The sequence below is a fragment of the Streptococcus mitis genome (assembly GCF_002096815.1).
Lineage (GTDB): Bacteria > Bacillota > Bacilli > Lactobacillales > Streptococcaceae > Streptococcus > Streptococcus mitis_AD.
Genome location: NZ_NCVJ01000021.1, coordinates 40,057 through 54,646, shown reverse-complemented (window position 1 = coordinate 54,646; position 14,590 = coordinate 40,057). Strand labels below are relative to the sequence as shown.

Below are 14,590 nucleotides of genomic sequence, written 5' to 3'. Positions count from 1 at the left end.
TTATCCGCCCTACGACTATTATTTTATCATGTTTTAGAAATATGTCAAGCGTTTTGCAGAAAAAATATTCTATCCACTTAGTGAACACGCTTTAGATTGATTGTTTTTGACGGTTTTATCAGATAATACTTAAAAAAATAAGTTTAAAATCTTTGTTAAAGAGGATTCTATTTCATTATCTTTCATATTTTTGTGAAAATTTGATTGATTTTCTGGTTTTGATTTGTGATAAACGTTTGGCAGTTTTTTCTCTTTTTTAACATAAAAGACTTGCATTTTTTATCGAAAACGGTTACTATTAAAAGTGATAAGATTTTTGGAGGAATGAATGAATGGAATGGACAACTGAGCGTCGTTACAGACTTTATCAAGATTGGACGCAAGAAGAAATTCAAAATATAAAAGAAAATATGGCACAATCTCCATGGCATACTCGTTACCATATTGAGCCAAAAACAGGACTTCTCAACGATCCAAATGGCTTTTCTTACTTTGATGGGAAGTGGGTTGTTTTTTATCAGAACTTTCCTTTTGGTGCAGCCCACGGTTTGAAATCTTGGGTGCAGTTGGAAAGCGATGATTTGGTTCACTTTAGAGAAACTGGTGTCAAAGTTTTGCCTGATACTCCATTAGATAGCCACGGTGCCTACTCTGGTTCTGCCATGCAGTTTGGCGATAACTTGTTCCTATTTTATACAGGAAATGTCCGTGATGAAAACTGGATCCGTCACCCTTACCAGATTGGGGCTTTGATGGATAAGAATGGCAAGATTACGAAGATTGACAAGATCTTGATCGACCAGCCAGCAGACTCTACTGACCACTTCCGCGATCCGCAAATTTTTAATTTTAAAGGTCAATATTATGCCATCGTCGGTGGACAAGACTTGGAGAAAAAAGGCTTCGTCCGTCTCTACAAGGCTGTTGACAATGACTACACAAACTGGCAAGTAGTTGGCGACCTTGACTTTGCTAACGACCGCACTGCCTACATGATGGAATGTCCAAATCTGGTCTTTGTAGGGGAGCAACCTGTCCTCCTCTACTGCCCACAAGGATTGGATAAGAAAGTTCTAGATTACGACAATATCTATCCAAATATGTATAAGATTGGGGCTTCCTTTGACCCTGAAAATGCAAAAATGGTAGATGTGTCTCAACTTCAAAACATGGACTATGGTTTCGAAGCCTATGCAACTCAAGCCTTCAACGCTCCTGATGGACGTGCTCTAGCTGTTAGCTGGCTTGGCTTGCCTGATGTTTCATATCCATCTGACCGTTTTGACCACCAAGGAACCTTCTCTTTGGTCAAAGAACTCACTATCAAAGACGGTAAACTCTACCAATTCCCAGTCGCAGCTGTCAAGGACCTTCGTGCCTCTGAAGAAGCCTTCTCAAATCGTGCCCAAACTAAGAACACTTACGAACTTGAACTCAGCTTGGAAGCTAATAGCCAGAGCGAAATTGTCTTACTAGCTGATCAAGAAGACAAGGGACTTTCCATCAACTTTGACCTTGTAAATGGTCAAGTGACAGTGGATCGTAGCCAGGCTGGTGAACAGTACGCCCAAGAATTTGGGACAACTCGTTCTTGCCCAATCGATAACCAAGCTACTACTGCTACGATTTTCATCGATAACTCTGTCTTTGAAATTTTCATCAATAAAGGAGAAAAAGTATTTTCCGGTCGTGTCTTCCCACATGCGGACCAAAATGGTATCCTGATTAAATCTGGAAACCCAACTGGAACTTACTATGAATTAGATTATGGTCGCAAAACTAACTGATGTCGCCAAACTTGCAGGCGTCAGCCCTACTACCGTTTCTCGGGTTATCAATAAAAAAGGGTATCTATCTGAAAAAACCATTCAAAAGGTAAATGAAGCCATGCGAGAATTGGGCTATAAACCCAACAACCTGGCTCGCAGTCTACAAGGAAAGTCAGCTAAGTTAATCGGCTTGATTTTCCCAAATATTTCCAACGTTTTCTACGCAGAATTGATTGATAAATTGGAACACCAACTCTTCAAAAATGGTTACAAGACCATCATCTGCAACAGTGAGCACGATTCTGAGAAGGAACGCGAGTACATCGAAATGTTGGAAGCTAATCAGGTGGACGGCATCATTTCTGGTAGTCACAACTTGGGAATAGAAGACTACAATCGTGTGACAGCGCCGATTATTTCCTTTGACCGCAATCTGTCACCAGACATTCCTGTCGTCTCCTCTGACAACTATGCTGGTGGGGTTCTTGCTGCCCAGACCTTGGTCAAGACAGGCGCCCAGTCTATCATCATGATTACAGGGAATGACAATTCCAATTCGCCAACTGGACTACGCCACGCTGGTTTTGCTTCTGTACTCCCCAAAGCTCCTATTATCAATGTTTCCAGTGACTTTTCTCCTGTCAGAAAAGAAATGGAAATCAAGAATATCTTAACTCGACAAAAGCCAGATGCCATCTTTGCTTCGGATGATTTGACTGCTATTCTAGTCATTAAAATTGCTCAGGAACTGGGCATTTCTGTCCCAGAAGAGCTTAAAGTCATTGGCTATGATGGGACCTACTTTATCGAGAATTACTATCCTCATTTGACGACTGTGAAGCAACCTATGGAAGAAATTGCCTGCCTTACTGTTGACCTCCTCTTACAAAAGATAGAAGGCAAGGAAGTCGCGACAACTGGTTACTTTTTACCAGTCACCTTATTACCAGGAAAAAGTATTTAAGCACTAAGAATCTGGGAAAAAAGTCTAACCTTAAATATAAAAAGCGAACAAAACGAGCTATCTGACACTCAGAATTCTGTTTTGTTCGCTTTTTTTCTAATCTATCGATTTTAAAAATTTAGAATAAAGAATTGCTAAAATCAAAATCTTTTTATCCCAACCTCTTTATAGTCAATGTGATTGATATTACATCTCGTTCCGTATGATACAGTTCACAGATGGGGAGCTTTATCCTAAAATCTTCACTGAATTATTTTCTCTCACAGTTTTCACCAGAAGCACCTGATTTTTGTTTATTCCTTATATACTTAAACAATTCAGTACCACTTTCGTCCAAACCTCTCCATAAAGTAGCCTCTAAAGAATTAATCCCAAGCACTTCTTCCTCATCACGAATTAAATCATCTAACTCTATCTTTAACCTTTCGTTGTATGAACTACTATTTTTAACACAGCGACAGAAACTCTTCTCTTTCCTAAAATACTCTATTTTAGCTTGTTCTGCATAAAATTTTAGTAAATCTGTATCTTCAAATTGATTCGTCAATCTATTGAATTTATCATCTTCCCAAGTCGGTGGTTTTATTAATTCAAATCGAAAATTAATATCCTCATTACCAAAATCAACATAACATTTCATAAAAGAAACATCGTCAATTTCTTCAAAATAATAATTAATATAAAGTTTAGTAGAATTTAATTTATCATGATTACAATCACTACAGGATGGTATTAAATTTGCATCCGATATTGAAAGAGATGGATATTTCGTTTTAGGCAAAAAATGGTCTAAATTCCTTACCTCACGCTTTAAACAATATGGACAAATATTGTTAGGAGAAATTAACTTAATTTCATCATAGTATTCTCGAACTTTATATTTCTTATTACTAAATTTATCGTTGTATAATTTAACCATTTTTTGTTTAAATGTTTCAAATTCATCTTTTTCTTTTATGGATTCTTGAAATAAATTATATTTTTGAACGCTAGCACAAGAAATAAATTCATTATTTTGTAACAGACAGTATTCTTTTTTTTGCCTTAAATATTTTGCAGTATCTTCCCGGTAACTTTCTATAGCCATGTCAAAAACCTTAGAATAATTAAAGTCTTTTCTTTCTAATCTCTTATTCATCATTATTCCTTTGTTTATCATACATCATCTGCCTAGCTAAAGCCCTAGCCTCATACCCAAGTTGATAACGAAAATAACTAAATACATCCGATATATTTTCATTAGCTTGCACTTGCTTTTCTATATCATGTACAAAACTTGATTTTTTATATTCTAGTTTAAATATTTCATGTGTCAACTCTCCTATGTTTTCTCCATAAGTCTCTATAATCGGATTCTCTATTTTAATCGATTTTCCTGCTCTAAACATCAGATGCACCGCTGATTTTGGAGATTCCTGAACAAATACTGGTGAGTGAGTCGAGATAATTGCAACTCCATTTCTATTTTGCATTAAATATCCTAACGCTTTATTAAAAGCTGCCATCAAGGGTGGATGTAAATGTAATTCTGGTTCATCAAGGATAACCAAAGTCTTTTCTTCTACAACTTCAACCAGTTTTGTCAATGTTAGTAAAACAATTTTATTTCCCGAGCTAAGTCCTTGTTTATAAAATTTTTCAATGATTTCTTTTGCTTCCGGACTATTTCCTCCATCAATGTGTTTCCAATTTTCTTGCATTCTGGAAACTATTCTTACTTCGTTTTTAAAAATAGGATCAGAATCAAGATAAGAAATAACTTTTTCCCACCTCTCTATAATATTCTTAGCCTTTATAGTGCACAAACTAACATAAAAATCACTTGACAAATCGTCCAAAGTTTTTGTAATAATCCCAGCTTCTTCATCATAGGATTTTACTCCAACATAATTAAATAAAATATCATCATTTTTATTTAACTGCTTGTAATTAATAAAATCATCAAAAACACTAAAAGATACTAATGTAACTCCTGAAAAAGGAATATTATTTTCGCCCGATTCATTTTGAAATTGGTAAAATTTATAATCTTCTTTATCATCATCTAAAATAACGCTTCTTATCATTCTATCTAAAATATAACTTTTTCCAACTCCATTACGTCCAATCAAAACATGTGAATTTGTTTGTGGTTTCTCATATGGTTTTACTTCAAAAGCTATTTTACCAATTTCATCCACTCCTTCCTGCTTTGACTTTTTATAGGTAAAAAAGAAATTATAAGGAGTTATTTCAACTCCTCCATGAGAAATTCGATTAAACTGATTTTTAACAGTAGAAGCAGATACTTCTCTCAACAAAGAATGAATCATGATGTATTCATTTCGATGTTCACTAAGAAGCTTTAAATCAAAAGCTATATCTCTAACTTTTGAAAAATATTCATTTGCTATTTTTTCACCTAAGGAAAATATATTTTGGTAGTATTCCGGCGATTGTCCCAGAGAAAAAATTTTTTGTCCTAGTTCCCGATACCATCCATTATTAACAATCGTTCTATAATCACTTTCACTTACAGGACCAATCCCAGAATATCCAAATTTTACTTGCCCTATATATGTAACTTCTTTTCCTTTATAAAAATTTACATCGTATAATGTCTTATATCTGAATTTATCATTCCAACTAGTTCTTTCAAATTTAAAGTACTCTTCTGGCTGTTCTTCTAACGCAATCGGATTAGGTAGAGTAGGATTATTGGGCGCATTATATGCATAAAATAAAAAATACATTATTATCTCCTTTTAAAAAAGACTGAAATTACAAAAGAAAATATTTTTTGCAAACATAACTAAAGAAATTGAGTTATTACACAATACCTATATCTAATTCGAATAGTACTAAATTCTCACATTCTAGAAATCCTTATATATAATTATATCAATTTTATAACACTCAAGCAAATCTTGTATAAAGGAATATACCTCATTAGAATTTTCTGTACGATCCTATTTTTTCAAATAAAATAGACAAACACTAAATGATATTTGTCTACATTTCTATTCTTTCTAATTTTTGAGATTGATATCTATATACTTTGCTTAAATTCCACATCGTTCTAAAAAATAGATTATCTGAGTTTTTTTATGATCGTAAATTTTCTAAATAGCGCTGGGCTGTCTCTAGGTTAAAGGTTTTATCTGCAATAAGACGCTCTACAAGGGGAGCTACCTCTGACTCACTGGCACCTGCTAGGAGAGCCAAGGATTTGGCCTGCAATTTCATGTGGCCTTGCTGGATGCCCGTACTTACCAAGGCTTTGAGGGCCGCAAAGTTTTGGGCGAGACCGATGGATACGATAATCTGGGCTAATTCTTTGGCAGAAGGATTCCCCAGTAGTTCATGACTGAGAGCTACACGAGGGTTGAGACCAATTGAGCCACCCTTGGTCGCTACAGGCATGGGCAGGGTCATCTGGCCCACCAATTCTTCTCTTTCAAGGTCCAGCGTCCATTGACTAAGACTTTGGTAATGTCCATCTCGACTGGCAAAGGCATGGGCCCCGGATTCGATGGCACGCCAGTCATTACCAGTGGCAATTAAAATGGCATCAATACCATTAAAAATCCCTTTATTGTGAGTAGCAGCTCGGTAAGGATCAGCCTGCGCAAACTGACTAGCCAACGCAATTTTCTCCGCAATTTCTCGTCCTTGATCCTTTTGGCGGCTCAAGTAGCGAAAGGCGATGCGACAGCTTGCCGTCACCAAAGAATCCGTCGCGTAGTTTGATAAAATCCCCATGAGACTCTGTCCCTGACTCAGTTCTTCTAAGACTGGTTTCAAGGCTTCCAGCATAGTGTTGAGCATATTAGCACCCATGGCTTCTTGGGTATCGACATGGAGATAAACAACGAGAAAGTCTGTTTCGCCTTTTATCTGCTCGACATGCAAATCACGCGCCCCACCTCCACGTTTAACGATAGAAGGATAGGCTTGATTGGCAAGTCCCAAGAGTTCGGCTTTCTTGCTGGCAATTTTCTCTTGCGCTTGTTCAGGATTAGCAACTTGATAAAGGGCTACCTGCCCAATCATCTGACGCTCATGGACTTGAGCAGTAAAGCCACCTGCACGCTTGATGATTTTACTTGCATAGCTGGCCGCAGCAACCACGGACGGTTCTTCTGTCACATAGGGAACTGTGTATTCCTGACCGTTAACGAGGACCTCTGGGACCAGTGAATAAGGCAGAGAAAAAGTTCCCACCACATTCTCACTCAGCTGGTCTGCCACAGTCACACTCATCTGTTCATCCTGCTCAAAACTCTCTTGTCTCTCAGGACTAAGGAGCGCCTGAGCTTTTAACAGCTCGAGGCGCTCTTGGTATGATTTTTTAGAAAATCCATTCCAACTTATCTTCATTATTTTTCAACCTTGCTATAACGGCGTTGGTGGTCAACAATTTCAACCAAGGCAAAATCTTGATTTTCATAGCCAGAAAACTGGGCAGAGTTTGTTTCATCTAAGTCTACTTCTTCAAAGAAGACTTTTTCATAGTCTGCAACAGACAGGGCAGTTCGTTGGTTGAGCTTGTTCAAACGGTCTTTATCCAGATAAGCTTCATATCCTTCAACCAATTCACCACTGAAGAACTCAGCCACAGCACCACTTCCGTAACTATAAAGGGCAATTTTATCCCCAGCCTTCAAGCTATCTGTATTTTCCAAGAGAGACAAAAGTCCAAGGAAAAGTGAACCTGTGTAGATATTCCCCACCTTTTGACTGTAGAGAATAGACTGTTCAAAATGCTTTTGCAAGAGGTCTTTTTTCTCTTGAGGCAGGCTCTTATCCATGATTTTTTTCAAGCCTTTTAAGGCTAATTTAGGATAAGGCAAGTGGAAGCAAACAGCTGCAAAATCATCTAAGGTAAGCTGGTAGCGTTTTTGGTATTCAAGCCAAGTCGTTTTCAAACTATCCAAGTATTGCTGGGTAGAATAAACACCATTTACATAAGGGGTTGTTGAGTAATTTGGACGCCAGAAATCCATGATGTCACGAGTCTGAGCCACATTGTCATTATTAAAGGCCATAATGCGTGGATTTTGTGTAATTAACATAGCCACACTTCCAGCACCCTGAGTGGGTTCTCCTGGAGTTTCAATACCGTACTTGGCAATATCACTAGCAATGACCAATACCTTGGACTCTGGAGAATTTTCCACATGCAATTTGGCATAATGAAGGGCCGCTGTCGCTCCATAGCAGGCTTCTTTAATCTCGAAACTACGAGCAAAGGGCTGGATGCCCAGCAAACCATGCACAAAGACGGCTGCAGCTTTACTTTGGTCAATTCCTGACTCAGTAGCTACAATGACCATGTCAATTTCTTGTCTCTCTTGCTCAGTTAAAATAGAATCACTTGCACTGGCCGCCAAGGTCACGATATCCTCAGTTAGGGGCGCAATACTCAATTCCTTGAGCAAGAGTCCTTTGCTTAATTTTTCAGGGTCAATTCCCCTCGCTTCTGCTAAGTCTTGTAATTTCAAGACATATTGACTGGTCGCAAAACCAATCTTATCAATACCGATTGTCATATTTACCTCTGTTTTATCATTCATTGTAAAAAATCGTTCTATACTATTTTATCACAAATAGCAGTAAAAGAGAGAAAAAAGACTTGATTCACCAAATCAAGTCGCTTATTATTCTAACCATTATGCTGTTTTCGTAAGTGAGAATAAAGTCTGAGAATCACTGTTCCGCTAGCCATTCCAATGGAAATCACCAAAGCCAACATAACAACCAAGGTTGCACTAGCAATGGCATGACTGTAATCTCCCGTCACAAAAAAGGCAGTTGTCCGATAGGAGAGATAACCCGGAACCAGAGGTGCCAAAATGGCTAAGATAAAGACCACAGCAGGCGTCTTATAAAGAATACTTAAAATCTGGCTGACACAAGAACCGATAATGGCTGCAATAAAAGTAGCTACAATGACATTGGTCGGTTCCTTGAGCAAGAGATAGATTAGCCAGACAGCCATGCCCAAAATCCCTCCAGGTAAGAGCATAGAGCGTTGCACATTGAGTACGATTAAAAAAGTGATAATAGCAAGAAGACTTGCTACTGCTTGTAATAAAAAGGTTGCTAGTGTCATATTAATTCATCAATACCAAGGCGACAGAAGTTCCCGCCCCTAAAGCAAGGGTAATGAGCAGGGATTCAAACATCTTGCTCATACCAGAGTTTATGTGGTTAGTCATAATATCACGGACCGCATTGGTCAAGGCAATCCCTGGTACAAACGGCATGACCGCACCAGCTATAATCAAATCTGCCGTTGAAGGAAAACCTGTGTAGCGAGCCCAAAACTGGGCAATCATCCCAAATACAAAAGCTCCAGCAAAGGCTGTTACAAAGGGAATTCGGATAAACTTCTCCACATAGAGGGAAAAGGCAAAACCAAATAAGGTAGCCACTCCTGCCCCAAGTGCGTCGTATATATTTCCACTAAACATAATTGAAAAGAAAGGAGCACTAAAGGTCGCAGCCAAAGTTACCTGCAACTTAGTATAAGGAAGGGGCTGGGCTTGCAAGGCCGTCAATTGCTTGAAGGCTGTCTCTAAATCAATCTGCCCCCCAACCAGTTGACGAGAAATCTGGTTCACATCGCAGACTTTTTCAATGTTATAAGAAGAGGAAGTCACGCGCTTCATACGCGAAATATTGGTATTTTCAATGGAGAAAAAGATAGCGGCAGGCATGGCAAGAACATTACAATCCACAATCCCCTGCGAATGCGCAATACGGATCATGGTATCTTCTACACGATGAATCTCTGAGCCACTTTTGAGAAGAATGGTTCCAGCTAACATAATCACATCGATGACGGCATTTAATTCTCTTGATTCTTCCATGCGTTCCTCCTTTTATCAACTCCTTCTATTCTATCACAAATCTGGAGTCAAAAAAAATCTTTGCCATGAAATCATGACAAAGATTCGTTTAATCACGAGAATTTTCGTGGTTTCCTTCACTATTTGGTTGAGTCGGAGTAGGAACCGTTCCTTGTTGATTTCCTTGCTGGCCACCTTGTTGATTCCCTTGATTTGGAGTAGTAGGTGAACCTTGGTTACCACGTGGAACTGACGTTGAAGAGGAACTTGATGGTGGTGTTTTGGGTTTATAAATCGAAATTTTAATACGTGTGCTGGCTAAATCAATTTTTCCACCCGGTTTTGGACTTTGCTCTACAACAGTCTCCTCACCTGTTCCTTCAGGAGCAGTAGACACTTCTACAACTTCGATATTAGCTTTTTTAATTCCATATATCTCTGTAAGATTATTAACTGCAAATTCTCGAGTTGAACCAATATAACTTGGCATTGAAATAGAATTCACTTTTTTAGCAACAGTCAGAACTATTTGAGTTGCCTTGCTAAGATCATAGGTTGTTCCCTCCGGTAAACTTTGTTTCATGATTGTACCAGCTTCGATTTCGTTGGATTCTTCTTCCTCAATCTTAATTAGATTTTCTGGAACCTTCTTACCTTTCAACTCTGCCACTACATCACTAGATTTTCTTCCAAGATAATTTCCGAGTTGGAAAGACTGCTGACCAGAAGACACAATCAAATTAATTTTTGTTCCTTCTTTGCGTGTCGTACCGGCGTCAGGATCGGTACGAATAACACGACCTTCTTCAACCTTATCACTAGCCTCTGTTTTTTCTTCACCAACCTCAAAATTGGCTTTCTTAAGCGCTTCTTTAGCCTCAGCAACCGTCTGACCTGCCACCTTTGGAACGGCAATGGTAGCGGGCGTTCTATATAAAATCCATACCAAGGATGCCACAACTAACAAGAAGGTCGCCAATAAAATTGGATAACGTGCTTTCAGGCGACGCCGTTTGGTTGGCTTTGGACTAGGTACTGGTTTTTCTGTCTGATGAGGCTGGGGCTTAGATTGAGGTCTTCCCTCTTGTACCGGAGCTTTAGGAATAGAAGTCAGAGTACTTTGTGGAACTTTAGGAAGAGTTTTAGTATCTGCCTTAGTTGCATCGTCAAAGACTAGCTTTGGTTCATTACGACGATTATTAGACAAACTACTCGACAAATCCACATACATTTCAGCGACTGATTTGTAGCGATCTGTCAATTTCTTGGCAGTTGCCTTAATAACAACATTTTCTAAAGCCTGAGGCACAGATGGATTTTCAGCTATAACCGATGGCAATGGTTTCTGGAAATGCTGGAGGGCGATGGTCACTGCGCTATCCCCATCGTAAGGAATATGACCTGTCAGCATCTCATAGAAAATAATCCCCATGGCATAGATATCACTCTGCACAGTTGCTTTAGAACCACGCGCCTGCTCTGGAGACAAATAATGAACGGAACCTAGCATTGAGTTGGTCTGAGTCAGACTTGTCTCTGCAAAGGCTACTGCGATCCCAAAGTCTGTAACTTTGGCAGTCCCATCTGGGGTCAAAAGGATATTTTGCGGTTTCAAATCCCTGTGAACAATCCCTCGAGTATGGGCTAAGCGCATAGCCAGAAGGATTTGTCCCATGATTCGAATCGCTTCTTCATTTGAAAGAGGGTGATGTTCCTTGATATAGCGTTTGAGATCTAACCCAGCAACATATTCCATTGCGAGATACTGTTGTCCCTCTTCTTCACCGATATCTGTAATCCGAACGATATGAGGATGGTCCAAATCTGCCATGGCTCTCGCTTCCCGCTGAAAACGAGCCACAGCAATCGGGTCTGTCTGGTAGTTGGTCCTCAGGACCTTTACCGCCACTTCTTCCCCATCTAGAATCAAATCTTTAGCCAAGTAAACATCTGCCATGCCTCCTCGGCCAATCTGTTTGAGAATCCGATACCGCCCGGCAAAAATCTTGCCGATTTGGATCATTCTGTTTCCTCCTCATTAACAGCAATAAGGGCAACTGTGATGTTGTCTAAACCACCTGCATTGTTGGCAAAACGGATCAAGGTTGCTGCCTTATCTGCCAAAGAAATATCGCTGGTTACAATATCAGAAATCTCACTGCCTGAAATCATATTTGTCAAACCATCACTATTGAGTAAGAGATAGTCACCAGGCTCAAGGGTGATCATTCCAAAATCAGGCTGAATTTCGTCTTTTTGACCGATTGACTGGGTAATAATATTTTTCTGTGGATGGCTAGCAGCTTCTTCTGGCGTCAATTGACCTGCCTTAAGCAATTCATTGACCAAAGAATGGTCGCTCGTTAACTGGTGGTATTCTTCTCCACGAATCAAACCGATACGAGAATCTCCGATGTGAGCATAAATAGCCTGATTATCAATAATGGCTACAGCCTCAAGGGTTGTTCCCATTCCTTTATAGGCTTCAGTTTGTCCCAATTGGTTAATCCTTTGATTTTCAATCTCAAGGTTGTTCGCAAACCATTCACGCACTTCATTAACCGTATCGATTTGTGTATCAACCCAAGCTACACCCAGGTCTGTTACCGCCATCTCACTAGCGATATTCCCTGCGCGATGACCTCCCATACCATCAGCTAGGATAATCATGGTACGTCCAGCTCTATTGACATAGTGGTTGACATAGTCTTGGTTATTTGTTCGTTTCTGACCAACATCTGTTAATAATGAAATTTCCATGTGTTAGTTCCTTCCTAATCCGATATCTTGCGAAATTGACTGATGAAGAATCCATCACTTCCATACAATTCAGGTGTGATGAGGATACAGCCATCTTTCATGATATCCTTACATTCATGTTCTAGTGTTACCTGCTCAAATTCAGGATGACTTTCTAAAAATGCCTGTACGACTTGAAAGTTCTCCTCTGAGACAATAGTACAGGTACTATAAGTTATTATACCACCTTTGCGTAGTGTTTGACAAACACTACCTAATATTTCTAGCTGAATTTCCTGCAAGGACGCGAAATCTGCCGTTTCTTTATTGTATTTAATGTCTGGTTTACGGCGCAGAAGACCGATTCCTGAACAGGGAGCATCCACCAAAATCTTATCAAATGAATCCTGACCAAAAAACTCATGCACCTTTCTGGCATCTAATTTTTGCGTTTGAACTCGATCTGCAACTCCTAAACGTTGGGCATTTTCTTGAATTAAGTCCAACTTGTGGTCGTACAAGTCCAAAGCCGTAACCTGACCTGTCGTGAGATAAGAAGCTATATGGGCTGTTTTTCCACCCGGAGCCGCACAGGCATCTAGAACCTGCTCATAACCTTGTAAATCAAGCGTCGGAGCAACCAGCTGACTAGACTCGTCTTGGATGGTAATGGCTCCATCCGCAAACAAATCATGGCCTGCAAAATGCCCCTGCTCCTTCACAAGACCAGAGGGAGACAAGGATGAATCACTGGCCTCCAACAAGACTTGGATTTCTTCTTTTCGTCCTAGGTCCGTTACACGAATGCTGGCCTTGTTACGCACCAAAAGACTTTCAAAAATAGCTTGTGCTCGCTCTTCTCCGTATTCTTCCTTGAGCTTGGCAACTAGCCAAACTGGGAGAGAATAGGCAATGGAATCACGCTTGTTTTTTCGCTTGATGCTGGCAATATCTGGCCAGCCTTCACGCAGAATACGACGAAGGACGGCGTTGACTAATTTTTCACTGCCTTTTTTACGAACTTTGGCCAATTCTACTGCTTCATTGACCACAGCATGATCTGGAATCTTGTCCAAATAGCAGAGTTGGTAGGCACTCATGAGAAGAAGGACATAGAGCCAGCTGTCTAACTGGTCTCTGTCTTCGATAAAGTGGGATAGGTACCATTCCAGAGTCAGTTTACGGGCTACCGTTCCATAGACCAGCTCGGTCACCAAGCCCTTGTCTGCTGCCGAAAGTTGACTCCCCTTGAGATGCTTATTTAAGGCGATATTTGAGTATGCTTGATTGATAAAAACATCCTCTAATACTGCTAGAGCTAAACTTCTAGCCGTTTCTACTTTAGTCACCAAATCGTTCTCCTACTGTCAATGTGCGTCCAACTCCATTGAGGAAGGAAGCAATGTCCATCTTAGGTTTACCAGCTGGCTGCACTTGTTTGAGGGATAGAGCTCCTTCTGCTGTTGCGACAATCAATTCTTTCTTGCCGATAGAGAGAATCTCACCTGGATTTCCCTGACTTTCTACTGGTAGGGCTTCATAAATCTTAAAGCGGTCTCCCTTAAGGAAAGTATGGGCCACAGGCCAGGGGTTCATCCCACGGATTTGGTTAAAGAGTTGACGATTGCTTTTATTCCAGTCCAGTTTTTCTTCTTCTGGCTTGATATTTGGAGAGAAACTAACCTGGCTTGGATCCTGCGGTTCAGGTTTGATTTCCCCAGCAATATAGGCAGGCAAAGTGTCCAAAAGCAAATCACGACCAACAAGCGCTAATTTCTCAAACAGGGTCCCAACATTATCCTCATCTGTGATAGGAATACTGCGACGAGAAATCATATCTCCTGCATCCATTTCCTTAACCATCTCCATAATGGTCACACCAGCTTCCTCATCTCCTTGAATCAAGGCATAATGGATTGGCGCTCCACCACGGTGTTTTGGAAGAAGGGAGGCGTGAACATTAACCGCAAAGTCCATGCTATCAAGGAGTTTACTTGGGAGAAACTGCCCAAAAGCAGCAGTCACAATTCCATCTGCTCCTAGCTTCATAATATCTTCCATCTCTGGACTTCCAGATAATTTTTCAGGTTGGTAGATAGGAAGTCCTGCCTCTTTGGCAGCTTGTTTAACTGGGGTCTCCTGGATAACTTTTTTACGACCAACAGCACGGTCTGGCTGGGTCACAACAGCTAGAATCTCGTAACGGTCATCTGTCAAAAGTCCTTTTAAGACTGTTGCTGAAAAGCCGGGGGTCCCCATAAAGATTAATTTTGTCATATCTTCTC

The 14,590-nt window shown here is 40.0% G+C and carries 12 protein-coding genes; 2 read left to right on the top strand and 10 right to left on the bottom strand.

Annotated features, from left to right (window positions below; all coding sequences use genetic code 11):
* Window positions 1-332: 332 nt before the first annotated feature.
* Together B7696_RS06980 and B7696_RS06975 are read left to right on the top strand one after the other, a co-directional pair.
* Window positions 333-1,787 (top strand): sucrose-6-phosphate hydrolase, encoded by a 1,455-nt coding sequence (locus B7696_RS06980; protein WP_084862944.1) that lies wholly within the window; start codon window positions 333-335, stop codon window positions 1,785-1,787.
* Window positions 1,768-2,733: a LacI family DNA-binding transcriptional regulator gene (locus B7696_RS06975; protein WP_084862943.1), complete on the top strand. Its 966-nt coding sequence runs from the start codon at window positions 1,768-1,770 to the stop codon at window positions 2,731-2,733. Before B7696_RS06980 ends, B7696_RS06975 begins: the two co-directional genes overlap by 20 nt.
* Before the next feature lie 250 nt (window positions 2,734-2,983).
* Here B7696_RS06975 and B7696_RS06970 read toward each other — a convergent pair whose 3' ends face one another.
* The 10 genes from B7696_RS06970 to fmt all read right to left on the bottom strand — a co-directional run bounded on the left by B7696_RS06970 (window position 2,984) and on the right by fmt (window position 14,582).
* A complete protein-coding gene (locus B7696_RS06970) occupies window positions 2,984-3,871 on the bottom strand; it encodes an HNH endonuclease (protein WP_142358832.1) in 888 nt (295 codons plus the stop codon).
* Window positions 3,864-5,465, bottom strand: coding sequence for an AAA family ATPase (locus B7696_RS06965; RefSeq protein WP_084862940.1), 1,602 nt, complete (start codon window positions 5,463-5,465; stop codon window positions 3,864-3,866). The genes B7696_RS06970 and B7696_RS06965 overlap by 8 nt, the downstream gene beginning before the upstream one ends.
* 352 nt (window positions 5,466-5,817) lie before the next feature.
* Window positions 5,818-7,092, bottom strand: coding sequence for a hydroxymethylglutaryl-CoA reductase, degradative (locus B7696_RS06960; RefSeq protein WP_084862938.1), 1,275 nt, complete (start codon window positions 7,090-7,092; stop codon window positions 5,818-5,820).
* Window positions 7,092-8,264: a hydroxymethylglutaryl-CoA synthase gene (locus B7696_RS06955; protein WP_192856312.1), complete on the bottom strand. Its 1,173-nt coding sequence runs from the start codon at window positions 8,262-8,264 to the stop codon at window positions 7,092-7,094. Before B7696_RS06955 ends, B7696_RS06960 begins: the two co-directional genes overlap by 1 nt.
* 113 nt (window positions 8,265-8,377) lie before the next feature.
* Window positions 8,378-8,827 (bottom strand): threonine/serine exporter family protein, encoded by a 450-nt coding sequence (locus B7696_RS06950; RefSeq protein WP_084862935.1) that lies wholly within the window; start codon window positions 8,825-8,827, stop codon window positions 8,378-8,380.
* A 1-nt stretch (window position 8,828) separates the two neighbouring features.
* Entirely contained in the window at window positions 8,829-9,587 is a 759-nt protein-coding gene (locus B7696_RS06945; RefSeq protein WP_023946522.1) for a threonine/serine exporter family protein, read from the bottom strand.
* Between the two features lie 88 nt (window positions 9,588-9,675).
* A complete protein-coding gene (gene pknB / locus B7696_RS06940; RefSeq protein WP_049511029.1) occupies window positions 9,676-11,589 on the bottom strand; it encodes a Stk1 family PASTA domain-containing Ser/Thr kinase in 1,914 nt (637 codons plus the stop codon).
* Window positions 11,586-12,326 carry a Stp1/IreP family PP2C-type Ser/Thr phosphatase gene (locus B7696_RS06935; RefSeq protein WP_084862934.1) on the bottom strand — a complete coding sequence of 247 codons (741 nt, stop codon included), beginning with the start codon at window positions 12,324-12,326 and terminating at the stop codon, window positions 11,586-11,588. The genes pknB and B7696_RS06935 overlap by 4 nt, the downstream gene beginning before the upstream one ends.
* 14 nt (window positions 12,327-12,340) lie before the next feature.
* Window positions 12,341-13,654, bottom strand: a complete 1,314-nt coding sequence (gene rsmB / locus B7696_RS06930; RefSeq protein ID WP_192856297.1) for a 16S rRNA (cytosine(967)-C(5))-methyltransferase RsmB — start codon at window positions 13,652-13,654, stop codon at window positions 12,341-12,343.
* Window positions 13,647-14,582: a methionyl-tRNA formyltransferase gene (fmt, locus tag B7696_RS06925; RefSeq protein WP_070842433.1), complete on the bottom strand. Its 936-nt coding sequence runs from the start codon at window positions 14,580-14,582 to the stop codon at window positions 13,647-13,649. Before fmt ends, rsmB begins: the two co-directional genes overlap by 8 nt.
* Window positions 14,583-14,590 lie beyond the last annotated feature (8 nt).

What these genes read in the sequence shown, in the direction of transcription:
- B7696_RS06935 (WP_084862934.1), bottom strand. Translation starts at nt 12,326, where the DNA reads ATGGAAATTTCATTATTAACAGATGTTGGTCAGAAACGAACAAATAAC.
- B7696_RS06975 (WP_084862943.1), top strand. Translation starts at nt 1,768, where the DNA reads ATGGTCGCAAAACTAACTGATGTCGCCAAACTTGCAGGCGTCAGCCCT.
- B7696_RS06950 (WP_084862935.1), bottom strand. Translation starts at nt 8,827, where the DNA reads ATGACACTAGCAACCTTTTTATTACAAGCAGTAGCAAGTCTTCTTGCT.
- B7696_RS06945 (WP_023946522.1), bottom strand. Translation starts at nt 9,587, where the DNA reads ATGGAAGAATCAAGAGAATTAAATGCCGTCATCGATGTGATTATGTTA.
- fmt (WP_070842433.1), bottom strand. Translation starts at nt 14,582, where the DNA reads ATGACAAAATTAATCTTTATGGGGACCCCCGGCTTTTCAGCAACAGTC.
- B7696_RS06965 (WP_084862940.1), bottom strand. Translation starts at nt 5,465, where the DNA reads ATGTATTTTTTATTTTATGCATATAATGCGCCCAATAATCCTACTCTA.
- B7696_RS06970 (WP_142358832.1), bottom strand. Translation starts at nt 3,871, where the DNA reads ATGAATAAGAGATTAGAAAGAAAAGACTTTAATTATTCTAAGGTTTTT.
- pknB (WP_049511029.1), bottom strand. Translation starts at nt 11,589, where the DNA reads ATGATCCAAATCGGCAAGATTTTTGCCGGGCGGTATCGGATTCTCAAA.
- B7696_RS06955 (WP_192856312.1), bottom strand. Translation starts at nt 8,264, where the DNA reads ATGACAATCGGTATTGATAAGATTGGTTTTGCGACCAGTCAATATGTC.
- B7696_RS06980 (WP_084862944.1), top strand. Translation starts at nt 333, where the DNA reads ATGGAATGGACAACTGAGCGTCGTTACAGACTTTATCAAGATTGGACG.
- B7696_RS06960 (WP_084862938.1), bottom strand. Translation starts at nt 7,092, where the DNA reads ATGAAGATAAGTTGGAATGGATTTTCTAAAAAATCATACCAAGAGCGC.